This is a genomic window from Streptomyces sp. NPDC020996 (genome assembly GCF_040641355.1).
Taxonomy (GTDB): Bacteria; Actinomycetota; Actinomycetes; order Streptomycetales; family Streptomycetaceae; genus Streptomyces.
This window is the reverse complement of record NZ_JBFADM010000040.1, coordinates 1-23425: the sequence shown is the minus strand read 5'-3', so window position 1 is coordinate 23425 and position 23425 is coordinate 1. Positions and strand designations below refer to the sequence as shown.

Here is a 23425-nt window from a genome sequence, read left to right as displayed (position 1 = left end):
GCCGCCCGCCGCCCGCCGCCCTCAGCCCGCCGCCCGCCGCGCCCGGCGCCGCAGCCTCATGACGACGTGCCCACCGGCTTCGTATCCGAAGGGCCCGGCCACGGGCCGCCTGCCTGCCCGCCCGGTCCTTCTCGGCATCGAGGCTTCCCCGTCGGTCCCCAGTCGGCCCCAGTGTCACTCCCGTGGCTTCCCAGACCTGCGGCGCACAGTGATTGCTGTCCGGAGCGCAGCCGGGGGACTACCGACGAGTACCGCCGGGTGACCGCGCGACGCCGCGCCGGTGTACGACGGCAGTACCTGACAGCGCGTCACAACGCCTGTTCAGCGGTACGGCCGCAGCACGGCGCGGTCGACCGGCCACTCCGGTGGAGATGGCGGCTCCGGCGGGAAGGGACGGCCCGGTGGACGGCGTACGGAATCGGCCACCGGGCTTCGAGAGACACACGGGAGAGAACGTTGAAGCAGTCAGAGACGCTCGCACGCCGGGGGACCAGCACGAGAACCGCCCGGGCCGCGACGGTCGTGGTGGTCTCGCTGGGAGCGCTGCTCGCCTCCACGGTGCCCGCGGGGGCCAGTACCGCGGACAGCGGTTCACACCGGACCGTCACGTCGGCCTCGGGCCGGCAGGCGTACGTCGTCAAGGGCAAGGTGACCACCGTCGGCGGCAAGCCGATCAAGGGCGCCAAGATCGTGGTCGACGACACGCTGCACTGGGACAGCAACCTCGTGGCCATGACCAACAAGCAGGGCACCTACCGCGTCGGCCTGCCGCACAAGGCCGGCACCTGGAAGGCCAGTGGCTATCTGTCGAAGCGGTACCACGGCAGGAACTACCAGCTCAGCCTCTGGCCCAGCAGCCTCGCCCCGTTCGAGGCGAAGAAGGGGGCGGTCCGTGACTTCAAGTGGAAGCTCACCGGCAAGCGCAAGGGCGAGGAAGGCCGTTACTACGGCGGCATCGTCTCCCACTACCTGTGGTCGGACAACGCGCCGGACGACGAGTGGCTGGACAACCGGAACGTCCGGCTGACCCTCAAGCCCGTCACCAAGCTGATCGACGGCAGCACCGGCAAGACCATCAGCAACCGCAAGGCGGTCTGGGTCGACCCCTATGGCTGGAGCACGGTGGACGTGCCCGTCGGTCGCTACAAGATCACCGCGAAGTACGTCGTCCCCGGCAAGCCGGACCGGGACCTGCTGGTCAAGGAGACCGGCGCCGAGTCCTTCGCCACCAGCGTCACGTCCGACTTCTTCCAGGACGTGACGTCCCAGCGGATCCGCCTGGACGTGATGTTCCCGGCGTCGTGACGACACGACCGTGACCGGAGGGCCGGGGCCGGGTGTGCTCGCACCCCGGCCCTCCGGCCGACGCGGTTCCGGGAGACGCCATCCGCTTCGGCCCTCGGGCCCCGCCCCGCCGACTCCCCACACGGGCATCCGGCAGCGCGGCGGCGCACCTGGTGAACGGCGCCCTCACCGCCCCGGCCGCCGCAGTGACGCTCGGCTACGGCTGGAAGGGCGCCCCGGCAGCCTGTCCGCCCGGCGGTATGGACGCGTCCGGCTTCGACCGTGAGGGCCTGTACGCCCTGTTCATGCTGAACGACTTCGGCAGCTTCGCCGGCTGGAGGTCGTGATCGCGGCCGGCGCGTTCGTCTGGGCGGCCTTGCGGGAGCGCGTCGTCCCGATCCGGATCGGCGTGCTCAGCCTGCTGCCCGTCCGGGCGGTGGCGGCCTTCACCGGCAGCGCCGGACTGCCCGGCTTCCGAGGCGCCGTGGGTCCCTTGCGGATGGCGGTGGCGCTCCACGGCCTCATCCGGCCTCTCGCCGGTCTCTCCGTCGGACGCGGCGCCAACGGCAGGTGGTGCGGGGAGCCCCTGCTGCACCCGTTCCGCGCCCACCGTTCGTATCCCGCTCACTGCGGCTCCGGCTGGTACTGCGCCAGCAGCACCCGCACCTGGTCGTCCGTGAGCTGCCGTCCCAGCGCGAACCGGTGCTCGAAGTCCTCGGGGGACAGGGCCCGGCGTACGCGGTCGGTCTGTCCGGGCGCGTCCAGCGGGTCCATGGCAGCCGGTGAGAAGCCGACCTTCGCGCCGCGTTCCTCCACGACTCCGAGGAGCGTCGCGCCCCGTGGGGCGTCGCCGGTCAGGGCCAGGGCGGCGGCAGTGGTGTGGGCGACCACCAGCCAGGACGTGACGTCGCCGTCCTTGTCCAGCACCCGGAGCACGGACAGGCCGGCCTGCACCGCCGCCTGCGGCCGTCCCAGATCGATGTCGGTCTTCATGCCCAGCCAGGTGGAGGACGCCTCCACGAGACGGTGCCCGCAGGAGTGGGCCACCCGGACGGCCCGTTCCAGCGCCTCGTGCGCCGCCCCCGCCCGCCCGGCCAGCCGAAGCAGCATGCCGAGCCCCATCAGGGCCTCGGCCTCCAGCCACCGCTCCCCGGTGCAGCGCGCCAGCTCGACCGCGGCCTGCGCATTCGCCGCTGCCTCAGGCTCGCCGGCGAGACCGCCGAACAGGGCCCGGTATGTGAGTGCCACCCCCTCGGTGACCAGGTCCTGCGCCGCTCGGGCGTCCCGCGCGGCGGCGTGCATCGCCCGGGCCGCACCGACGAAGTCACCCGCGAGGTACAACAGCCCGCCCTGCCCGACGAGCGCCCGTGCTCGCAGGCCGGGCCCCGCGCCGGGGCTGAGGTCGAGGGCGGCGGCCAGCCAGCCCAGGCCCTCGGCCACGTGTCCCTGGCGGTACCAGTACATGCTCAGCGCGCCCGCCAGCCGCAAGGCGTACTCCCCGTCCCCGGCCAGCAGGGCCGAGTTGAACGCGGACCTGATCTCCGGGACGTCCCGCGTCAGCTGTCGCTGCGCCGTCAGCGCGTCCTCACCGCGCAGCCGCCCCTCAGCCGCCTCCGCGCGCGCCAGCACCCAGGCCCGGTGCGCCTCCTGCGCCGCGGCCCACTGCGTCGGCTCGGCATGCACCCGCCCGAACTCCTTGAGCGTCTCGAGCAGTTGGTAGCGGCGCGGTGTGCTGCCGGGCTCCACCGCCACCAGCGACTTGTGCACGAGTGAGGCGAGCGGGGCGATGACGGGCCGGCCGCAGACCGCGGTGACCGCGTCCAGGTCGAAGCAGCCCGCGAACACGCTCAGCCGGTGGAAGAGTTGCCGCTCCTCCGGCTCCAGCAGCCGGTGGCTCCACGCCACGGCCTCCTGGAGTCCCCGGTGCCGTTCCGGGCCGCTTGCCGCACCACCCACCAGGACCGCGAAGCGGTCGTCCAGCGCTGCCGAGATCTGCTCCACCGACAGTATCCTGCTCTGCCCTGCCGCCAGTTCGATCGCCAGCGGCAGACGGTCGAGTTCGGCGCAGATCCGCCCGACGACGTCGAGTTCGTCCCGGCTCGGCTCCCACCCGGGCACCCTGGCTGTCGCCCGCTCCAGGAAGAGCTCGGTGGCCTGCTGGGCACTCAGCCGGGGGACCTCGTGGACGACCTCGCCCGTCACCCCGAGCGGCTCCCGGCTCGTGGCCAGCACCCGCAGCCCGCCGCAATGGGTCAGCAGCCGTACGACGACCTCCGCGGCGGCGGCCAACAGGTGCTCACAATTGTCCACGACCAGCAGCAGCTCACGGTCCGCCAGCACCTCGGCCAGCCGCTCCGCGGTGTCCGCCCGGATGCCCAGAACCTGGGCGATGCTGCCGGGCAGCAGGGCCGGGTCGTTGAGGGAGGCGAGTTCCACCAGCCACGGCCCGTCGGCGTCGGCATGCGCCCGCGCCACCTCCAGCGCGAGCCACGTCTTGCCCACGCCGCCCGGCCCGGTCAGCGTCACCAGCCGGTGCGCGGCCGACAACTGCCGCACGGCCGCCAGTTCCTCGTCCCGCCCCACCGACTTCGCCAGGGAGAGCGGCACATTGCCGGTGCGCGACCGCGCTTCGCCGCCCTCTGCCTTGTCACCGTCACCCGGGCTGTGGCTCACGCCCCTTGCGGCGCCCGTGACCAACGTGGCGAGGCCACCGTCCTGGGTACGCCCGACGACCGCGGCCACGCTGTCGTCCTGCGCCAGCAGCGCCGCCTCCAACTCCCGCAGGCCCGGGCCCGGGTCGACGCCGAGTTCTTCGGCGAGCGTGTGCCGTGCGGTGCGCAGTGCACCGAGCGCGTCGCCCTGCCGTCCCGACCGGTACAGGGCGAGCGCCAACAGCTCCCAGCCCCGCTCGCTCAGCGGGTGCTCGGCCGTGTACGCGCCGAGGTCCCCGACCACTGAGGCATGCCGCCCCAGCGCCAGCTCCGCCGCATACAGGTCCTCGTACGCGGCGAGTCGCAACGCCTCCAGCCGTACGGCCTCGGGTACGGCGAAGGAGGCGTCGGCGAAGTCGGCGTAGGCCGGCCCCCGCCAGAGGCCGACGGCCTCACGCAGCGCACGGGCCGCGCCGGCGGCGTCGCCGGCCCGCAGCGACTGCTGCCCCTGCGAGGTCCGTTCGGTGAACCGCTCGGCGTCGATTCCCGCTGCCCCCAGCCGAAGCGCGTAACCGGTCCCCTCCCGGACCAGGACGGTGGCGGCCTGCCGTGCCGTGCGCTCCGGTTCCAGGGCCTTGCGCAGATCACGGACGTAAGAGTGGAGGGCCGACGTGGACGGCCGCCGCATCCCGTCCCAGGCCTCGGCCAGTAGGGTGTCCGCCGGGACCACCCGCCCGCGCGCGGCGACCAGCACTGCCAGCACCGCTCGCTGCCGAAGTCCGCCGAGCGAAACCTGACGGCCCGCCACCGTGGCCGTCGTCGACCCGAGTACACCGATCCATGTGTCCACGCCGTTCCACTCCGCCTCTGCCCCGATCCGCGCGATCCGAAGCTCCGTTCGGGCGTGCCGCCGTTGGGCCCGGGGGTGCCACGAGGCAGGCACGGACGACCGCTGCGGTCGCCTAGTCGCCGATGTCCCAGCGATGCAGCCACCGGCGACTGAGAATCCACTTGGACTTCACTGCGTCGTGTCTCCCAATTCCTTTGAGGGCGTGGAGACATGGCGGCATGGCGGCACCAGCGGCGACGACGGGGTGGCCGATGTCGTGCTGGACGCGTTCGGCTCTCACATTCCATTGTTAGATCTCACAGATACATGTTAGAAATGAGGCATGGGTGTCGCCGATCGTTTGGACCTGACCCTGCGGTTGGTGCAGGGCTCGGACCGGGTCTCCGTGTCCGAGCTCTCCCACCGTCTGGGCGTCTCGGAGATGACCGTGCGCAGGGACCTGGACGCGCTGGAGCGCCAGGGCCTGGTGCGCAGGGTGCACGGCGGTGCAGTCGCAACCCGCCCGCTTGAGGAGGGCGGGGGCTTCGCCGCCAGAGAGCAGTGGCAGCCCGCGACGAAGGAACGGCTGGGCGCGGCCGTCGCCGCGCTCGTGGAGCCCGGCTCGCGGGTGCTTCTGGACGCCGGCACCACCACCGTCCACGTCGCCGAACACCTGGCCGGCAGGGGTCCCCTGACGGTCACCGCGCTGAGTCTGCAGACGGCGGCCCGACTGGCCGACCGGCCGGGAATCGAACTGCTGGTCGTGGGAGGCCGCTCCCGCCCCGGTGAGCACTCCCTGGTGGGACCACTGGCGCTGCGCACGCTGGAATCGCTGAGCTTCGACTGCTTCGTGATGTCCATCGGCGGCGTCCACGCCCAGCAGGGCTGGTCCGAGTTCTCCCTGGAGGACGCCGCCGTCAAACAGGCCGGCCTCGCCCAGTCGGCCCGCACCATCGCGGTCGCTGACGCCACCAAGCTGGGCGTTCGCGCGTTCAGCAAGGTCGCTCCGCTCGACGCGGCGCACTGCTTCGTCACCGACGCGGCCGCCGAAGACGCGGCCACCCACCCAGGCGGCCCGCAGACCCTCCAGGCCTTGCGGAAAGCCGGTGTGGAGACCCTTCTGGTCTGACACGGACCACGAACACCACCGAGGAGCACCCCTGTGCAGCCTGCCGCACCCCGGTCACTGATGATTCTCGTCGCCGGCCCCTACCGCTCGGGCACCGGCGACGACCCCCACAAGCTGGAGGCCAACGTCAGGGCGATGAACGAGACCGCCCTCGAACTCTTCCGCGCCGGCCACCTGGGCGTCACCGGCGAGGCGCTCGCGCTGCCGCTGCTGGAGACCGCAGGCAGCACCCGGCCGGGCGACCCGGTCTACGAGGAGATCTTCCACCCCGTCGCCCAGCGGCTCCTGTCCCGCTGTGACGGGGTCCTGCGGATCGGTGGGCCTTCCGAGGGCGCCGACATGATGGTCGCCCAGGCCCAGGCTCAGGGCAAGGCCGTCTACACCGGCCTTGGAGAGATCCTCGCGCCGCGATGAACGCAGGCGCGGCACACCGGACCGCCGTGGCCGCACCGGCACGGCTGCGACCTGACCGGCGACCCGCGCGTGCGGATCCACGACGTGGAGGTGCCGAGGGAGAGACGTTTCCAGTGATCTCCAAGTCGGGGAGCACATGCTTCTTCCGTCACGCGTTCACCCGCTTCGAGCACACCTGGAATCCAGTTCTCAGGAAGTTCGACAGACAAGGAAGAAACAAGATCCCATATGACTTCGACGAACCAGAACGACAACAAGGTTCGCCTGGCGATAGTAGTGGCGGCATTCGCCGTCCTGCCCCTGTTCGTCGGTCTGAGCTTCAAGTCAACCTCCTCCGTGAATGGTGTGATCACGGAGTACAGCTACTTCGGTCTCACCGACATCGTTGTAGGCCTGGCAGGCATCGTCTACGCCGTGCGGCAGCGGAGCACCGCACGCGTCAGGGGAAACCTCACACCCAAGGTGAAGTTCCTGCTGGTGCTCCTGCTCGCGGTGAGTGTGTTCCAGATCGTGCGGGGCTCAGGTGTCGTGCCTGCGACGACCGACTGCACGGCGGGCTACAGCTTCGACCTCTGCAAGCCCGCCGCGGACTGACACCAGGACGCTCGTTCCGGCGGACGGCCCACCGGGCGCCTGTCGGCGTTCGCGAGCACGTCACGCCCGGCCGGCCTCAGGAGCCGGTGAGGACGACGAGTCGCTGGGTCGCCCGGGTCATCGCGACGTAACGGTCGACCGCCCCCTCGACGCCGTCGCCGAACCTCTCCGGATCGACGAGGACGACAGGTCGAACTCGAGCCCCTTCGCCAGCTCCGGGGACAGCGACCGGACACGGGCCGTCGGCCGGAACGCGGGATCGCCGATGACGCGGGCGATCCCGTCGGCGTGCGAGGCGAGCCAGGCGCCGAGGACCGTGTCCAGGTCCGCGACGGAGCCGTACTCGACGGGGACGCCGGTGCCGCGCACGGAGACCGGCACGTTGGCGTCCGGGAGCGCGGCCCGGATGACCGGCTCGGCCTCCGCCATGACCTCGCGCGGTGTCCGGTAGCCGATGCTCCGGGAGGCCAGCCGGATCCGGTCGAACCCGACCCGCTCCAGCCGCTCCTGCCACGACTCGGTGAAGCCGTGCCGGGCCTGGGCGCGGTCCCCGACGACGGTGAAACTCCGCGACGCACACCGTGTCAGCAGCATCTGCCACTCGGCGTCGGTCAGTTCCTGCGCCTCGTCGACGACGACGTGGTCCCCCCACGCCACAGGGCAGTGGGGGAAGGTCCGGGTCGGCGACGGGCAGTTCGGACTCGTCGACCAGGCTGACCCGGGCGTCCGCGCCGCGCAGCGTGGTCACCAGGCCCTCGCCGTCGTCACCGTCGGCGCCGGAGTCGGCCACGGCCTCGATCAGAGTGTCGACGACCCGTGCCATCCGCTCGCGCTGGGCGGCGAGAACGGCCTCCGGCCGGCGCTTGCGCCGCGCCGTCTCCGGATCGCCGAGCCGCTGCCGCGCCGCGTCCAGCGGCGGCAGGTCGGACACCGTCCAGGCGCGGCCGTCCGCGCGCCGCAGCCTGCGCACCTCGTCGGGGCTCAGCCACGGGGCGCACAGGCGCAGATAGGCGGGCACCGTCCACAGATCCGACACCAGGTCGGCCGCTTCGAGCAGCGGCCATGAGCGGCCGAACGCCGTCAGCAGCTCCCTGTTCCGCCGCAGTGACCGCCGCAGCAGGTCGGGCGAGACGTCGCCCTCGTGCTTGTCCACCAGGATCGTGAGCAGTTCCTCCCAGACCCGGTGGCGCGCCTCGTTGTGCGGCGTTCCGGGTTCCGCGGCGTCGAACGCCACGGCCCAGTCCTCGGCGGTGAGCCGGACGTCGGACCAGTGACTGGTGACCGTCATCCCCTCGGCGGGCGGCTCCTCGTAGAACCTGACGGCCGTCTCGATCGCCCGGACCATGTCCGCGGAGGACTTCAGACGGACGACCTCCGGGTCGGTCTCGACGGTCGCCCCGGCGCCCTCGGCGACGAAGTCCCGCAGGACGCAGGTCTGCACGCCCTCCTCACCGAGGCTGGGCAGCACATCGGCGACGTAGGCGAGGTAGGGCCGGTGCGGGCCGACGAACAGCACGCCGCGGACGCGGAGGCCGAACACGCTCCGAGAACGCGTCGGGTTTCCTGAACACCGACGCCGCGAAGGCGTCGTTCGTTCGGAGACCCGGCGCCCGGCCCCGTCCAGTGCGCTCCCAGCCGACTGCCAGTGCCGTGGCCCATCGTGGGCGGTGAGGCGAGCGCCTCGCAGCAGCCGCCCGGTGCGCCGGGCTTGACGGACGACGGGGAACGGGGAACGCCGCATGGGCGAGACGGGGACGAAGGGGATGAAGGGGTACGTTCGGGTGGCCGGGAGTGGGGGAGTGCGGGGGATCCGGCGCGGTCTCGTGGCGGCGGTGGCCGTCGGCGGCGTCCTGCTCGCCTCGGGATGCCGGACGGGCGATGCCGCCATCGACGTGGACGGCACCGGCCGCCCGTCGGTCGGGGCCTCCGCCGAAGGGGACGGAGCGGACCAGGGGTCGGCCGGCGGCGCCCTCAAGGTCACGGGCGTGTCGCTGGCCGTCGTGCCCGCCAGTCTCACCTCGGTGAAGTGCAAGACGGCCGTGCCGGAGAGCTACCTGGCGGTCATCACCTTCGCCAAGGGGCACCGGGGAGGCAAGGTCACCGTCCGCTACGGCGCGACCAGCAGCACGATGAAGGAGGAGACGCTGAGCGTCCCGGCCGGCAAGACGTCGGTGACGAAGAGTTTCTTCTACTCGGAGTACATCGTGAGCAACTCGCTCGCCGCCGCGCAGGTGAACGTGGTCGCACCCAACCTCGTGCAGTCGGCGACCGTCCGCCCCACGGGCGCGTGCAGCGACGGCGGCATGTGGGACATGGGCACCGACAGCGGCGCCACGGGCGGCTACTGACCCGGCGGCCGGACCGTTCGAGGGCTCGGGGCCTCGCACACCGCGAGGTCCCGAGCCCGTTGCCGTATGCCGTGACGCGGGCCACCCCGCCGGTCCTCCGACCCATATGTCACCTTCAGTCCTTACATCCCCTGCATCCTCTGCGTCCCGGTGATCCCGCTGTCGCAGTGAACCGCTGCCGTCTGGCACGCTATGCGCCAGAACTGTGAGAAAAGGCGGGGCATCGGTGGACATACAGGTCGGTGTGCTGGGGCCGATGACGGCCACGGTCTCGGGCCGGCACACCGGCCTCGGCGGACTGCGGCAGCGCGCCGTCCTCGCCGTGCTGGTCGCCGCGCGCGGCCGCATGGTTCCGGAGGACCGGCTGCGCGCCGACGCCTGGGGGCAGACGCGCAGCGCGTCCGCGGCCACGCTCCACTCCTACGTCGGCGAACTGCGCAAGCTGCTGGAACCCGGCCGCCCCGCCCGGCAGCCCGCCCAGGTCCTGGTGCGCGAGGGCGTCGGCTACGCGCTGCGGCTGGACGCGGAGGCGGTGGACGCCGAGTGGTTCACCACGCTGACCGAACGCGGGCAGCACCTCCTCCAGGGCGGCGACGCCGCCGCGGCGGTGGCGGCGTTGCGCGAGGGACTCGCCCTGTGGCGGGGCCCGGCCTACGCGGAGTTCGCCGACGCCACCTTCGCCCTGCCGGAGATCGCCCGTCTGGACGGTCTGCGCCTGGCGGCCCAGGAGGACCTGTACGCCGCCGAACTGTCGACGGGCCGGCACGCCGTGATCGTCGGCGACCTGGAGAAGCACACCGCCGAGCATCCCCTGAGCGAACGCGGCTGGGAGCTGCTGACGCTGGCCCTGTACCGGTCGGGGCGCCAGGGCGACGCGCTGGGCGCCCTGCGCGCCGCGCGCCGCACCCTCGCCGAGGAACTGGGCGTCGACCCCGGGCCCGGGCTGCGGCAGCTGGAGACGGCCGTCCTCGCACAGGACGACGACCTCGCCGCGCCCCCCGCGGCCCGGCCGGCGTCGGCCGCGCCGCGGCCCGCGGTCCGGCCGTCCTTGTGGCCGCCCGCGCCGCCACCGGCGGACCCGGACGGCCCGCAAGCGGCACCCGTGGCCGCGCGGCCGCCGGCCCCCTCGGACGCCGTCGCCGTCGCCGCCGCGCGCCGGTCGCCGCACACGCCGGGCACGCCGCTGGTCGGCCGGGACCGCGACATCGCCGAGGTCGCCGCGCTGCTGCGGCGGCCGGAACACCGGCTGGTGACGCTCACCGGGACGGGCGGGGTGGGCAAGACGCGGCTGGCCGTGGCGGTGAGCCGGCGGCTGGCGGACGACTTCCCCGACGGGACCGTCTTCGTTGCGCTCGCCTCGGTGCGCGACCCCGCGCTGGTGCTGTCGGTCGTCGGCCACGCCGTCGCGCCCGGAGCGCAGGAGGGGCTGGACGTCGAGGCGCTGGTCGTCGACCAGGTGCGAGGCCGGCGGATGCTGCTCGTGCTCGACAACTTCGAGCACGTCACCGACGCCGCGCCGGCGGTGGCCCGGCTGGTCGCCGCGTGCCCGCTGCTGAGCGTGCTGGTGACGAGCCGGGCGGCGCTCCGCGTCCGCGACGAGACCGTCCACCCGGTGCACCCCCTGGACCTGCCGTCCGGCTCGCGGACGGACCCGGAGGCCGTCGGGTCGGCCTCCGCGGTGCGGCTGTTCGTCGAACGCGCCCGCGCCGTGGCACCCGGATTCGCGCTCACCCCGGACAACGCCCCCACCGTGGCCGCCGTCTGCGAGCGGCTCGCCGGCATCCCGCTGGCCCTGGAGATCGCCGCGGCCAAGGCCCGTTTCCTGCCCCCGTCGCTGCTGCTCGCCCGGCTCGACGAGGCGATGGCCGCAGACGGGGCACGGGACCTGCCCGACCGCCAGCGGACCATGCGCGCCACCCTCGACTGGAGCTACGGCCTGCTCGGCGAGCCCGAACAACGGCTGTTCCGGCGCCTGGGGGCCTTCTCCGACAGCTTCACCCTGGAGGCCGCGGAGGCCGTCGGCTCCGGCCCGGAAGGCGACGACCCGGTGCTCGGGCCGCTGGCGGAACTGGTGGACCAGTCGCTCGTCGTCACGGTCACCGACAGGGACGGCCGGTTCCGCTACCGCATGCTCGAACCGGTGGCCCAGTACGCCCGGACCCACCTCGCCCGCGGCCGCGCGGAAGCGTGGGCGGCCGGCCACGCCCATGCCGTCTACTTCCTGGAGCTGGCCGAGCGGGCCGCGCTGGAGCACATGGGCGCCGAACAGGTGCGCTGGCTGGAGGTGACCGACGCCGAGCACGGCAACATGACCCGGGCGATCCACTGGGCGCTCAGCGACGGCTCGCCCGAGACCGCGGGCCGGCTGGGCTGGGCACTGTGGCTGTACTGGTGGCTGCGGGGGGACCTGCTGGTCGGCCGCCGCGCGCTGGAGGCGACCCTGGAGCAGCCGCTGCCGGCCGGGCTGCGCTCCCGGGTGCAGTCCGCGGCCGCCGCGATGGCCTTCGCGCAGGGCGACTTCGCGGCCGCCGGCCGCTGGTGGCAGCAGGCGGACGCGGACGGGGAGACGGCGCAGGACGTGGCGGCGCGGGCGCATGCGCTGCCCGGCATCGGACTGGTCGCGCTCGCCGAAGGCGACCCGGGGAAGGCCGCGGCCCTGTTCCGCGACTCGATCCCGCTGGCGGAGCGGGCCGGTGCGACGGGCCCGTGGCTGTGGTCGCTGATCCACGTGTGGCTCGGCACGGCGATCATGATGGAGACGGGTCCCGCGGACGCCGTCCCGTACATCGAACTCGGGCTCGCCTCCGCACGCAGCCGCGGCGACCTCCTCGCGATCTACGTCGCGCTGTTCAACCTCTCCCAGGCCAGGATCAGCGAGGGCGACCACGAGCGGGCCAGGGAGCACCTGGAGGAGGGCGTGCGCCTGTCGGAACAGACGCGCGACCTGGCCAACCTGGCCTACTTCCTCGACACGCTGGCGGTCGTGGAGGACGCCGCCGGGGACGCCGTACGCGTCGCGACGCTGCTGGGCGCCGCACAGTCCCTGCGCGAGTCCGTGGGCTCCCCGGTCTACGGCTACTACCAGCCGGACGACTCGCTGCGTGATGCCGCGGCCGTTCACGCCCGCGAGACGCTGGGCGGCGCGGCCTTCGACGAGGCCGTCGCCGTGGGCCGCTCGTTCACCTTCGGCGAGACCGTCGCCTACGCCGTCCGCCGCCCCTGACCGGTGGCCGGCGTCGCCTACGCCGTCCGCCGCCCCTGACCGGTGGCCGGAAGGCCCCGCGAGGCGGGCCGGAGAGCGGTGCCGTCCCGCGGTCGCCATGCCGTGGACGCCGGTCCGTGCGAGCACTGGGTGCGCGCATCCAGTCGCTTCCCAGGTGATTGCCAGCGGTCGACGGCACCGTCTGACAGGAAGGCGGTCGCCGATCCTGTGGTGACGCCTCGTCACATCGAGGGCGGCCCTCGTTCCGAGCGCCGCGCCCGTCCGCGTCGATCCGGCCGGCGGCAGACCGCCGGTCGTCAGGGGGAGCCGTTCATGCGCGTCACGCCTATTCCCGCACTCACCGCCGCCGTCCTCGCCCTCGTGCTGCTGGCCGGCTGCCGGACCGACGGCCTCGGGGGCGCGCACGGCAGATCCTCCAAGGGCACATCCAAGGGCACAACCTCCAAAGGGAACTCCAGGGGCTCCTCCAAGGGCATGTCCAAGGGCTCCTCCAGGACGGGGCCGTCCGCCGGGCCCGGGAAGACGCGGACCGCCCGGCCCTCCGCCACCGCGAGCGCGCGCCGGGTGGTCGACGCCGCCACGGCGGGCGGACTGGCCAGGGTCACCGGGCCGGCCGCGCCCGGCGACGCGGTCATCGACCCGGGCGAGATGCGCGGCGGCATGCGTCTGGTGGTGAACGGCTACGCCCGCTCCGGCGCGGGGAGCGGCGACGCCGTCCTCGTCGTCGCGGTCGACAATGTGCCCGAGGAGACCACCAGGCGCCGCGAGCACCTGTGGCGGGGCATGCTGGACCACATCCGGTGGGACGACGACCAGGGCCGGCCCGAGGCCCGGCCGGTCGACGACCCGGGCGCCCTCGGCGGCTCGGTGGAGTGCATGCTCGCCTCGCTCGCCGAGGACGGCGACGTCATCTGCGGCTGGGCCGACGCCGGCACCGCGGGCGTGGCCCACTTCCCCGACAGCACCCCGGCCGAGGCGGCCGAGCTGTTCGTCGCGATGCGCGCCGACCTGGAGAAATGAGTCCCGGCTGCCCGGCGCCGCCCCCCGTACGGCGCCGGAAAGCCGGTCTCGGCACGGCGGCGAAGGGTGCCGATGAGAGGTTTCGCCGCCTGCCATGTCCCCAGGGTGTCCGCCGGGGCTGGGAAGCGGCTGGGAACCGGATCGGAAACGGAGGCTCCGATTCCAGAGAGATTCCGGACCGGCCCGTCCGGCGCTCCGGGTACCCGGCGTCCCGAGCAACCGGCGCCCCGTGCACCCGGCGGCGCACCCGGCGGGCGGCCTCATCCCAAGAGGTCCCGGATGTAGGCGGTCGCCTCGGCGCGTGCCAGCCCGCGCCCCTCGGCGAACCGCGCGTCGAATTCCTCCGCGCTGAGCGCCGCCCGCACGGCCTCGGCGTTGCGCGGTCCGTCCAGGGGATCCATCCGCTCCGGGAAGAAGCCGATCCGCCCGCCGATCGCCGCCACCGTGCCCAGCAGCACGGCGCCGTCCCCGGGACGGCCCAGCATCGTCAGGCAGCCCGCGAGCGAGTGCAGGCCGACCAGCCAGGAGGTGACGTCCCACTCCTCGTACAGCTCCTGCACCAACTCCCGGGCACGGCACACCAGATGATCCCGGTCGCCCATGTCCATCGCGATCTTCAGGCCGATCCAGGTGGACGACAGCGCGGCCCACTCGTGCCCGGACGCGTGGGCCGCCGACACCGCGCGCACGATCAGCGCGTCGGCCGCCGCCAGGTCGCCGCTCGCCCGGGCGACCTGCCCGAGCACCATCAGCGCCTCGGCCTCCACCCACGGCTGGGCCGCCTCGCGGGCCAGTGCGAGCGCCCGCTCGCCCAACTCGGCCGCGCCCGCCACGTCGCCGGTCGCGGCGAGGAAGTACGCGCGGTAGCACAGCACCAGCGCACGGTGCTCGGGATCCTCCGCCTCGAGGGCGAACGGCTGCGCCGCGTCCAGGGCGGCGCCCGCGGACGGCAGGTCACCCGAGAGGTAGTGCAGCACCGCCTTGCCGATGTAGCCCCGGGCGTACAGCGCGGGGTCGGCCGGCGGCGCCTCCGCGAGCCCGCGGGTGAGCCAGTCCAGGCCCTCGCCGACGTGCCCGCGCCGGTAGAAGAACCAGTACAGCTCGGTCGCGATGCGCAGGGCGACGGCCGGCTCCCCGGCCGCGAACGCCGACGTGATGGCGGTGCGGAAGTTCGGCAGCTCCGCCTCCAGGCGGCCGAGCCAGCGCGAGGTGTCGGCGCTGCGCGCCCGGCGGCCGGCCTCCTCGGCGAACTGCTCGGCCCACGCCCGGTGACGGGCGGCCACCTCGCGGCGTTCCCCGTCGGTCAGCTGCCGGTCGCCGTAGTGGCGCAGTGTCTCCAGCATGCGGTAGCGGCGCGGCTCGGTGCCCGGCTCGACCGTCACCAGCGACTTGGCGACCAGGCCGGTGATCCGCGACAGCGCGGCGGAGTCCCCGGTCACCCGGCGTGCGGCGTCCAGGTCGAAGCTGCCCGCGAACACGCTGAGCCGGTCGAAGAAGCGCCGCTCGGCGACGTCCAGCGACTCGTGGCTCCAGGCGACGGCCGCCTCCAGCGAGCGGTGCCGCTGCGGCGCGGTGCGGGTGCCGCCGCTGAGCAGGGCGAAGCGGTCGTCCAGGTGGTCGGCGATCTGTCGCACCGACAGGGTGCGGCTGTGCGCGGCGGCGAGCTCGATCGCCAGCGGCATGCCGTCGAGCGCGCGGCACACCTCGGCGAGCGTCAGGAGTTCCTCGTCGGAAGGCTGCCAGGTGGGCACGAGGGTGCGGGCACGGTCGCGGAAGAGGCGGACGGCCTCGGAGTCGGGGCCGTCCGCGTTCAGCGGCGGCAGGTCGAGCACGGCCTCACCGGCGATCCGCAGGGGCTCCCGGCTGGTGGCGAGCACCCGCAGCTCGGGGCACTGCTCCAGCAGCGACTCCACGAGTACGGCGGCGGCGTCGATGACGTGCTCGCAGTTGTCCAGCACGAGCAGGGCGCTGCGGCCGGCCAGCGCCGGGGCCAGCGAGCGGGCGGAGTCCGCGCCCGCCAGGCCGAGCACGGAGCCGATGGCGTGCGGCAGGTCGGCCGGGTCCGTGACGGTCGTCAGCTCGACGAGCCAGGGACCGTCGAGATCGTCGCGGGCCGCCGCGGCCTCGTTGGCGAGCCTGGTCTTGCCCATGCCGCCCGGTCCGACGACGGAGACCAGCCGGTGTTCGTCCAGCAGCGCGCGCAGGCCCGCCAACTGCTCCTGGCGACCGACGAAGCTGGAGACGTGCCGGGGCAGGTTGCGGGTGCGGTCGGAGGCGGACGCCGTCCGCACCGGCTCCGGGCCGGACCCGGTCCGGGCGGCCGGAGCGAACGCCGCCGCGACGGGCCGGGGCAGATCCAGCGAGGGGGACTGCGCGAGGATGTCCGCCTCCAGCTTGCGCAACTCCGGGCCCGGGTCGGCGCCGAGCTCGTCCACCAGTCGCTCCCGGACGGTGCGCAGCGCGGCGAGCGCGTCTCCCTGCCGCCCGCACCGGTACAGCGCCAGGGCCAGCAGCGACCACGTCCGCTCCCGCAGCGGGTGCTCGTCGGCGTGGGCCTGCAGCGCGGCGACGGCCGTCACGTGCTCGCCCTGCCGCAGGGCGCACGCGAAACGGTCCTCACGGGCGGCCAGTCGCAGCGCCTCCAGCCGCACCACCTCGGGGCGGGCGAACGCGGCGTCGCGGCAGTCGGCGTAGGCGGGGCCGCGCCACAGCCGTTCGGCGGCGTCCAGCTCCTCGGCGGCGCGGGCCGGGTCACCGGCGGCCAGGGCGCGGCTGCCGAGCTGGGCGTGCTGGGTGAAACGTTCGGCGTCCACGGCCTCCGGCGGCACGCGCAGCACGTAGCCGGGGCCCTGCCGCACCAGGAGCGCGGACGGTGCGCGGGCCGCGCGGTCCGGTTCCAGGGCCCGGCGCAGCGAGGCGACGTAGCCGTGCAGGGTGGTGACCGCGCTCGCGGGCGGCGCGCCCTCCCACAGCTCGTCGACGATCCGGTCCGCGCTGACCATGCGGCCTCGCTCGGACACCAGCAGGGCGAGGAGCGAGCGGGGCACCCGGCCACCCAGCGCGGCGGGCTCACCGGCCACGTCCGCGCTGATGCGTCCCAGTACCCCCAGGCGTATGTCGGTCATGCGTCCCCTTGCCGATCGTTTCCGCGTTCGCGAGAGCTTCTTGCCTGCGGCTGGCAACCCACTGGGGAAGGGGGCTCCGGCTCGCTGCCAGCGGCTTCCCAGTCAGATCCGTGAGGGTTCCTCCCGTGGCCGACGCCAGGCCCGAAGCAGCGAGGACTGCTGGAACACCTGATCCCACGGTCCGGGCGGGCGCACTCCGGCGCGCCCGCCCGGTGCCCGCCCGGATCCGGAACGCACAGCGCGGCCAAGGAGCCCACACCATGATCCTGATCATCAGCGACCCGCAAGACGTCACGGTCCACTTCGTGCTCCCGCACCTGGAGCGGTTCGGCGCCGAGGTGCTGTGGTGGAACGAGGACCGCTTCCCGGCGGAGAGCCGCCTGACCCTCCAGGTGCGAGGCGGCCTCCCCGGCGCGCTGCTGCACACCGGCGGCGCCACCCACGACCTCGCCGACGTGACCGCGGTGTGGGTACGCCGCCCCGAACCCGCCCGCGCGGCGGACAGTGTCCGGGAACCGACACACCGCGCCTGGGCGGAGCACGTCTCGACGTACTTCCTGCGCGGCCTGAAGGAGATCCTGCCGGCGCGCCGCTGGATGCCCGGACCGGTCTCACGCGCCGCCGTCGCCGACAACAAACTGGTCAACCTGACCCGAGCGGCCGAGCTGGGCTTCACCGTCCCGGACACCCTGGTCACCAACGACCCGGACGAACTCGTGCCCGCCTGGGAGACCGCCGGCGGACGCCTGGTCAGCAAGGCGCTCACCTGCCGCGACGTCCGTGTCGACGGCGAGCGCCACCACATGCACACCGTGCCGGTGCGCCGCCGCGACCTCGCCGGACGCGCCCGCATCCGCCACGCACCGGTGATCCTCCAGCCCGAGGTGCCCAAGCGGGTGGAGCTGCGGGTCACCGTCGTCGGGGGAGAGGTGTTCGCCGCCGAGACCGACTCGCAGGCCTGCCGCACCGCCGCGCGGGACCGGCGCCACCACCGGGACGCCGCCGTCGCCTCCCGCGAGCACCGGCTGCCCGACGAGGTCCGGCGGCGCTGCGTGGCCCTCGTCGAGTCGCTCGGGCTGTCCTACGGCGCGATCGACCTGATCCTCACGCCCGACGGCGACTACGTCTTCCTGGAGATCGACGTCAACGGCCAGTGGGGCTGGGTGGAGACGCTCACCGGCATGCCCATCGCCCACGCCGTCGCCGACTGGCTCAGCGCCGACGAACCCGCCCGCGGCTCCGCCGCCCCGACCGCCCCCGACCACCCCGCGAAGGTTGTGACGCCATGACCCCCGCCCCCGCCTCCACCGTCCCGGCCGCCTCCGCGCCGCCCACACCGGCCCCGGCCCTGTCCTTCGAAGCCGCCCTCGCCGAGGCCGTCACCCTGCTGCGCGCCCTGCCGCGCCGCCGCGAGAGCCTGCCCGGCGCCCGCCGCACCGCCGAGCACTGGGCCGCGGACGTGCGCCGCCGCGGCGGGCCCGCCGCCGTACTCGTCGTCGACGAGCCGCCGGGCACCCCGCTGGTCGACTACGACCTGCTCATCGACCACCCCGACGGCGGCTGCGTCGCCGTCAACCACCAGGCGGAGGACGGCCTGCCGTGGGCCGTCGACCACTCCACCCACTGGGCGGCCGGCCGGGTCCTCACCGTCGACGGGCTGCACTCGGTGTCCATCCCCGCCGCGCTGTACGTCCTGCGGGCGGCGGGCCTGCCCGACCGCACCCTGCACGACCAGCTCGTGGACCACGTCCTGCTGCTCGCGGACGCCCACGCCGACCCCCAGCCGGCGTCCCCGGCCGAGGTCCAGGCCGCCACGGACGACTTCCGCCGCCGCCTCGGCCTGCACAACCGCGACGCGCTGTTCGCCTGGCTCGACTCGCTCGGCCTCACCCGCGCCGCGTTCGAGCAGCAGATGACCGAGGAGGCGCTGGTGGCCCGGCTCCGCCGCCGCATCGCCGAGACCCAGGCCCACGACCATCTGCGCACCCACGAACGGGATTTCGAGCACGTCCACGCCGTATGGGCCACCGCACGGCAGGCCGCGCTCCTGGCCCCTCTCGCCGAGGCCGGCAGTGCCGAGGAGTTCGCCGTGTTCGCCCGCGCGGCGGCCGACGCGGGCGCGCCGCTGCGCGTGACCGCCGGCACGAGCCTGCCCGACGGCCTGCCGCTCCCACTGCGCGACCTCGCGGCGGGCACGCTCGTCCCCCGGCCCGTCCGGCACGACGGCGAACTCCTCGTCGGCGCCGTCCTCTCCCGCCGTCCCGCACCCCACGACGACGACACCCTCGCCGCGGCGGGCCGCGCGGCCGTCGCCGCGTGGCTGGCCGAACGCCGCTCCCGCGCGCAGATCACCTGGCACTGGCTCTGACCCCGCCCACCGGTCCGCCCCGGCCGCCGCGCGGTCCGCGCGGCGCCGGCTCACCCCGCGCGCCGGCCCGCACCGCGCTGAACGCTGTCGGCGCCGATATTCCGGACGACGACCCGGCGGGCTCCGGCTCGGCCGCCGCCGAGACGGGCACCGCCGCCCGTGCCGGCACCGGCGTGACCGAGTCGGACGGCCCGCCGCTGCGGCTCGGCACAGGGGCCTCGATCTACCGGGTCTCCGACGGCTCCTGCAGCCCGGATCTCGACCCCGACTGCCCCTACGTGCCGCCGGCCCTGGTCGGCGACGGGCACCTGACGCTGGACGGCGAGACCGGGTACGCCGCCGCCGACGGGCCCGTGGTGGACACCGCGGACAGCTTCACCCTGGGTGTCGTCGTACGCCTCGCCGACGCCGAGCCCGCCCACCCGATGACCGCGCTGTCGCAGGCCGGCGAGCACACCGACGCCTTCAGGGTGCGTTACGAGCCCTCCACGCACGCCTGGCAGCTGGTGATGCCCGAGAAGGACGAGGCCGGAGCGCCCGAGCGGGTGGTCTCACAGATCGAGGCCGCCGACGGAGGCGAAGGGCAGGGCCATCGTCTCGCCGTGGTCTACGACGACGCCACCGACACGATCAAGCTGTACCTCGACGGCGTCACCAACGCCCAGGCGACCGCGACCCTGCCCGACGGCTGGCACAGCGCCGGCGCCCTCCAGGTCGGCCGGGCGAAGGCCGGCGACGGCTGGGGCGAGTACCTGCACGGCGACGTGGACGAGGTGCAGGCCTACTCCGGAGCGTTCAGGGACCAGGACATCCCCTTCCTGGGGCTGGGCACGGACTACTGCCCGTGCTGACGGATCCGCGCCGACCCCGGTGACGTGACGTCAGGACGGCCCGCGCGAAACCGGGTTCGCGCGGGCCGTTCCGTTCCGCCCGCGCTCGCGACGCCCACTAGAGTGGGACGGTGACCTCCCTGCCGGAAGACCCGTCGCTCCCGCTCGGCGAAGACGACCGCGACACGGCCGTCCGGCGCGTGCAGGAGGCGTACGCCGCCGGGCACCTCTAGCACGAGGAGATGGACGAACGTCTCCAACGGGCGCTGACCGCCAGGACGCACGGCGAGCTCTCGCCGGTCCTGGCCTCGCTCCCGCTGGAGAGCCCGGGCACGACGTCCCTCATCGCAGCGGCCGGCGGACGGATCAGCAGGCGCGGCCCCTGGCGGGTGCCGCGGGCTCTCAAGGTCGAGTCCGCGTACGGACGCGTGCACCTGGACCTCTCCGAGGCGGTCATCGAGCACCCGCTGGTCGACATCGAGTTGCGGCTCGGCACCGGCAAGGCCAGGATCACGGTGCCTCGCGACGCCATCGTCGATCTCGACGGTCTGCGTACCGAATGGAAGGACACGCGCTACAAGGCCCGGCGGCGCTCCGGCCCCGGCGGGCCGACGATCCGGATCTCCGGCGCCATGGGGTTCGGACGGCTGACGATCCGTCACGCGCGGCGCTGATGCTCGACCGGGCCGCCGGCCGGCACCAGGACCACACGCCGCCGGCGATCCGTCTCACCAGCCTCCTCACAGCGGTCTCACCTGACGATCGGGCTGCGGCCGAAGGACAGGCCGAGGAACGCCACCGCGAGCCACAGGGGGCCCACGATGCCCTGGAAACCGGGCAGACCGGTGGCGCTCACGAACCCCGTCACCACCAGCACGGGCAGGACGCTGACCGCGCCGATCCAGCGCGAGACCGTGCGCTCCCGCAGCGCCATCCAGGCGATCGCGCCGGCGGCGACCACGACGCCGAGCCAGCCGATGAAGCTGCCGAAGTCGTTGAGCATGAACAGCACGTACAGGCCCGCACGGTCGAAGGCGCCCGCGTCCATGCCTCCGGGCAGGTAGACCGCCAGGGCGCCCTTCCAGCCGTAGCCGAGGGTCAGCGCGGCCGCGGACGCCGTCAGGGCGCCGCTGACCACATGGGCCGCCGTGCTGCCGGGCACCTGCGGCTCGACCCGGCGCCGCCACGCCCCGGCCAGCACCAGCAGCAGCGCCACGACGAGGAATCCGGCGACGATGCTGATGTGCGCCTTCGTCTGGGAGACGTCCGAGATCACCTTCGGGGTGAAGCCCTCGGGGTAGCCCTCGGGATGGATGTCGGTGACGAGCGTGGCCACCGCGCCGAGCAGTCCGGCGGCGACGCCGAACAGCGGCCAGCGGGCACGCCTCGACGAGACGTCGGGCGCGGAAGCGGTCCGGACGGCGGATGCGGCATCGGTTGCAGTCATGGTGATGTCTCCTCGGGAAGCGGCACGGGACCGGTCGGGACCGGTGCGGGCATCGATGCGGCGGCCGGGGCGGTGCGCGCCCCGGCCGCCGTACGCGAGTACTCTCGCCCGCCGCGCTGGGAAGGGACCGGGAGAACGCTGGCAGTGCGCAGGACCCGCGCCGGTCCCACCCGCCGCCTCCGTCCCCCGCTCACGACGCGACGAACAGGCCCGCCCAGAACAGCGCGAACGCCATCCAGAAGAAGCCGGCGGAGAGCCCGCCGAGCCACCGCAGCGGACCGCGGTCCACGTCTTCGGCGAGGCCTGCGCACACGCGGAAGGAGACCGCCAGCGCCAGCATCGCCAGCATGCCGACATAGACCCGTACGACCGCCTCGGTGCCGGCCGGCCGCACGGCCACGAACACCAGCAACAGCCCGGTGACCAGGGCCGCCACGGCGAAGAGGGCAAGCGCGGTGCGACCGGCGGCCCGTGCCGCGGCGCTGCGGCCCGGCGACGAGCCCGTCACCGGCCGGGCCGGACCCGGCCGGGGCGCGGCCGGTCCGCCGCCCGGCCCCCCGTTCTCGTGCGCGCGGCGCAGCGGATGCGACTTGGGCAACTCGTCGTACTCCAGCAGCCCGGCGCGGACCGCCAGGGCGTCCTGTTCGGGCGAGGCGGCCTTGTGCTCGCCCTTGAGGCCCCGCCGTCCGCGTGCGTGGGTGAGGACCGGCCGGCCGCCGCCGACGGGGGACAGCACGCCGCCGAACCGCAGGTCCCCCGCGAACCACGCCTGCTGCTGACCGCCGTCGGCGTCGAACGCCTCGTCCAGGACGCGCGGGGCGCACGGCGACCGGACGGAGGAGTTCAGCGGGCCGGGCCCCGGAACGCCGTGCACCCATACCCGCCCGGCGACGTCGGGATCGGCCAGCCGGAAGAACGGGCCCCGCCACTTGCGTGCGGAGGCCCGTTCCGCCTGGTCGTCCAGATCCGGCCCGCGCTCCAGCAGACACGGCCGCCACGGGTAGTGCTCCAGGACCAGCCGCGCCCGGCGGGCGTTGACCGAGGCGTGCCGGCAGTGCCACCGGTGGGCGGGCACGGCGACGACCAGACCCGTGCCGACCACCACGGCGACGAGCCACCGGGGCACGCCCAGCGCGGGGCACAGCCCCGACAGCACGGCGAGAAGCACGTAGGGGCCGAGGTGGCGTACCCGGTGCAGCGCTCTCGACCTGCGCCAGGCCCGGCGCGTGGCAGGACACGCGAAGGCGGTCGCCTTCCCGGGCGGCACACCGAACGCCCCGCTGTGCCCAGCGCCTCCGCTCGTTGACGACATTGGACTTCCTGTCTCTCGTCTCCGCTGTCACGGGCGGCCCTGGGAACCGCCCGTGACATGGTGCGTACCGCGACTGGGAAACCGCTGGGGACGGTGCTATTCGGCGGGCGCCTCCTGCGGCTCGGATGCCGTCGCATGCAAGGCCGCCTCCCACGAGTGGCTCGCGCGAGGCACCCTCAGCCGCGGCGACCTGCACGCCGACCGTCCTGGTGGAGTCCTCCGTCCCGGCCCCGCGTGATCGTCTTCGGCGCGGTCGACTTCGCCTCGGCGCTGGTGCGGGTCGGCAAGTTCCTCGGCCACCACGTGACGGTGTGCGACGCGCGCCCCGTCTTCGCGACGAGGGAACGCTTCCCCGGAGCGGACGAGATCGTCGTCGAGTGGCCGCACGAGTACCTGGCGCGCACCGACGTGGACGCCCGTACGGTGCTGTGCGTCCTGACCCACGACGCCAAGTTCGACGTGCCGCTCCTCGAACTCGCCCTGCGCCGGCCCGTCGCCTACGTGGCGTCATGGGCTCCCGTCGCACCCGCCTGCACCGTGACGCCCGGCTTCGCGAGGCCGGCCTCACGGACCGGGAGCTGGTCCGGCTGCGTTCGCCCATCGGCCTCGATCTCGGCGCCCGTACGCCGGAGGAGACCGCCCTGTCCATCGCCGCGGAGATCGTCGCCGCCCGCTGCGGCGGCGCCGGCCTGCCCCTCGCCGGCACGCACGGCCCGATCCACGACGATGCCGCCGCCCCGGCGGACGGCGGCGGCGTGCAGCCGGGAGCGGCCGGTGACCGGTTCGCAGGGGAACCCCCCCCCCGGGTGAAGGGGGGGGCCGGGGGGGGTGCGAGGGGGGGGGGGGCGGCG

The 23425-nt window shown here is 74.2% G+C and carries 16 protein-coding genes and 2 pseudogenes; 13 read left to right on the top strand and 5 right to left on the bottom strand.

Annotated elements, in window-relative coordinates; translation table 11 throughout:
- Positions 1–456 precede the first annotated feature (456 nt).
- The gene (locus AB0G63_RS25070; RefSeq protein ID WP_360754172.1) at positions 457–1305 is read left to right on the top strand and encodes a hypothetical protein; all 849 of its coding nucleotides are present in this window, start codon (positions 457–459) and stop codon (positions 1303–1305) included.
- A gap of 152 nt (positions 1306–1457) precedes the next feature.
- The gene (locus tag AB0G63_RS25065; protein ID WP_360754169.1) at positions 1458–1631 is read left to right on the top strand and encodes a hypothetical protein; all 174 of its coding nucleotides are present in this window, start codon (positions 1458–1460) and stop codon (positions 1629–1631) included.
- A 277-nt stretch (positions 1632–1908) separates the two neighbouring features.
- Here the strand turns inward: AB0G63_RS25065 and AB0G63_RS25060 are convergent, their stop codons facing one another.
- Entirely contained in the window at positions 1909–4785 is a 2877-nt protein-coding gene (locus tag AB0G63_RS25060; RefSeq protein WP_360754166.1) for a BTAD domain-containing putative transcriptional regulator, read from the bottom strand.
- 322 nt (positions 4786–5107) lie between these two features.
- Between AB0G63_RS25060 and AB0G63_RS25055 the strand changes: the two genes are divergently transcribed.
- The 3 genes from AB0G63_RS25055 (at position 5108) to AB0G63_RS25045 (ending at position 6901) form a co-directional block, all read left to right on the top strand.
- Positions 5108–5893, top strand: coding sequence for a DeoR/GlpR family DNA-binding transcription regulator (locus tag AB0G63_RS25055; RefSeq protein ID WP_360754163.1), 786 nt, complete (start codon positions 5108–5110; stop codon positions 5891–5893).
- A 33-nt stretch (positions 5894–5926) separates the two neighbouring features.
- Positions 5927–6307, top strand: a complete 381-nt coding sequence (locus tag AB0G63_RS25050) for a DUF4406 domain-containing protein (RefSeq protein ID WP_360754160.1) — start codon at positions 5927–5929, stop codon at positions 6305–6307.
- A 228-nt stretch (positions 6308–6535) separates the two neighbouring features.
- Positions 6536–6901, top strand: coding sequence for a hypothetical protein (locus AB0G63_RS25045; protein WP_360754157.1), 366 nt, complete (start codon positions 6536–6538; stop codon positions 6899–6901).
- 76 nt (positions 6902–6977) lie between these two features.
- On the opposite strand, the pseudogene helR reads toward AB0G63_RS25045, so the two are convergent.
- Positions 6978–8420: pseudogene (gene helR, locus AB0G63_RS25040) on the bottom strand (RNA polymerase recycling motor ATPase HelR); the annotation flags it as partial.
- A gap of 220 nt (positions 8421–8640) precedes the next feature.
- Between helR and AB0G63_RS25035 the strand changes: the two are divergent.
- The 3 genes from AB0G63_RS25035 to AB0G63_RS25025 all read left to right on the top strand — a co-directional run bounded on the left by AB0G63_RS25035 (position 8641) and on the right by AB0G63_RS25025 (position 13492).
- The gene (locus tag AB0G63_RS25035; RefSeq protein ID WP_360754154.1) at positions 8641–9249 is read left to right on the top strand and encodes a hypothetical protein; all 609 of its coding nucleotides are present in this window, start codon (positions 8641–8643) and stop codon (positions 9247–9249) included.
- Between the two features lie 226 nt (positions 9250–9475).
- Entirely contained in the window at positions 9476–12472 is a 2997-nt protein-coding gene (locus AB0G63_RS25030; protein ID WP_360754151.1) for a BTAD domain-containing putative transcriptional regulator, read from the top strand.
- Positions 12473–12784: 312 nt separating this feature from the next.
- Positions 12785–13492, top strand: coding sequence for a hypothetical protein (locus AB0G63_RS25025; RefSeq protein ID WP_360754148.1), 708 nt, complete (start codon positions 12785–12787; stop codon positions 13490–13492).
- 260 nt (positions 13493–13752) lie between these two features.
- Here AB0G63_RS25025 and AB0G63_RS25020 read toward each other — a convergent pair whose 3' ends face one another.
- Entirely contained in the window at positions 13753–16617 is a 2865-nt protein-coding gene (locus AB0G63_RS25020; RefSeq protein WP_360754146.1) for a BTAD domain-containing putative transcriptional regulator, read from the bottom strand.
- Positions 16618–16877: 260 nt separating this feature from the next.
- Here AB0G63_RS25020 and AB0G63_RS25015 point away from each other — a divergent pair, with 260 nt between their 5' ends.
- The 4 genes from AB0G63_RS25015 to AB0G63_RS25000 all read left to right on the top strand — a co-directional run bounded on the left by AB0G63_RS25015 (position 16878) and on the right by AB0G63_RS25000 (position 20489).
- Positions 16878–17906, top strand: a complete 1029-nt coding sequence (locus AB0G63_RS25015; protein WP_360754141.1) for an MvdC/MvdD family ATP grasp protein — start codon at positions 16878–16880, stop codon at positions 17904–17906.
- Positions 17903–18985: a TIGR04500 family putative peptide maturation system protein gene (locus AB0G63_RS25010; RefSeq protein WP_360754139.1), complete on the top strand. Its 1083-nt coding sequence runs from the start codon at positions 17903–17905 to the stop codon at positions 18983–18985. The genes AB0G63_RS25015 and AB0G63_RS25010 overlap by 4 nt, the downstream gene beginning before the upstream one ends.
- A complete protein-coding gene (locus AB0G63_RS25005; protein ID WP_360754135.1) occupies positions 18934–19836 on the top strand; it encodes a LamG-like jellyroll fold domain-containing protein in 903 nt (300 codons plus the stop codon). Before AB0G63_RS25010 ends, AB0G63_RS25005 begins: the two co-directional genes overlap by 52 nt.
- 221 nt (positions 19837–20057) lie before the next feature.
- Positions 20058–20489: a hypothetical protein gene (locus tag AB0G63_RS25000; protein WP_360754132.1), complete on the top strand. Its 432-nt coding sequence runs from the start codon at positions 20058–20060 to the stop codon at positions 20487–20489.
- A 77-nt stretch (positions 20490–20566) separates the two neighbouring features.
- Here AB0G63_RS25000 and AB0G63_RS24995 read toward each other — a convergent pair whose 3' ends face one another.
- Both AB0G63_RS24995 and AB0G63_RS24990 read right to left on the bottom strand, forming a co-directional pair.
- Positions 20567–21262 (bottom strand): hypothetical protein, encoded by a 696-nt coding sequence (locus AB0G63_RS24995; RefSeq protein ID WP_360754129.1) that lies wholly within the window; start codon positions 21260–21262, stop codon positions 20567–20569.
- 190 nt (positions 21263–21452) lie between these two features.
- Positions 21453–22574, bottom strand: a complete 1122-nt coding sequence (locus AB0G63_RS24990) for a hypothetical protein (RefSeq protein WP_360754126.1) — start codon at positions 22572–22574, stop codon at positions 21453–21455.
- 200 nt (positions 22575–22774) lie between these two features.
- Here AB0G63_RS24990 and AB0G63_RS24985 point away from each other — a divergent pair.
- A pseudogene (locus AB0G63_RS24985) lies at positions 22775–23302 on the top strand (XdhC family protein); the annotation flags it as partial.
- Positions 23303–23425: the final 123 nt, after the last annotated feature.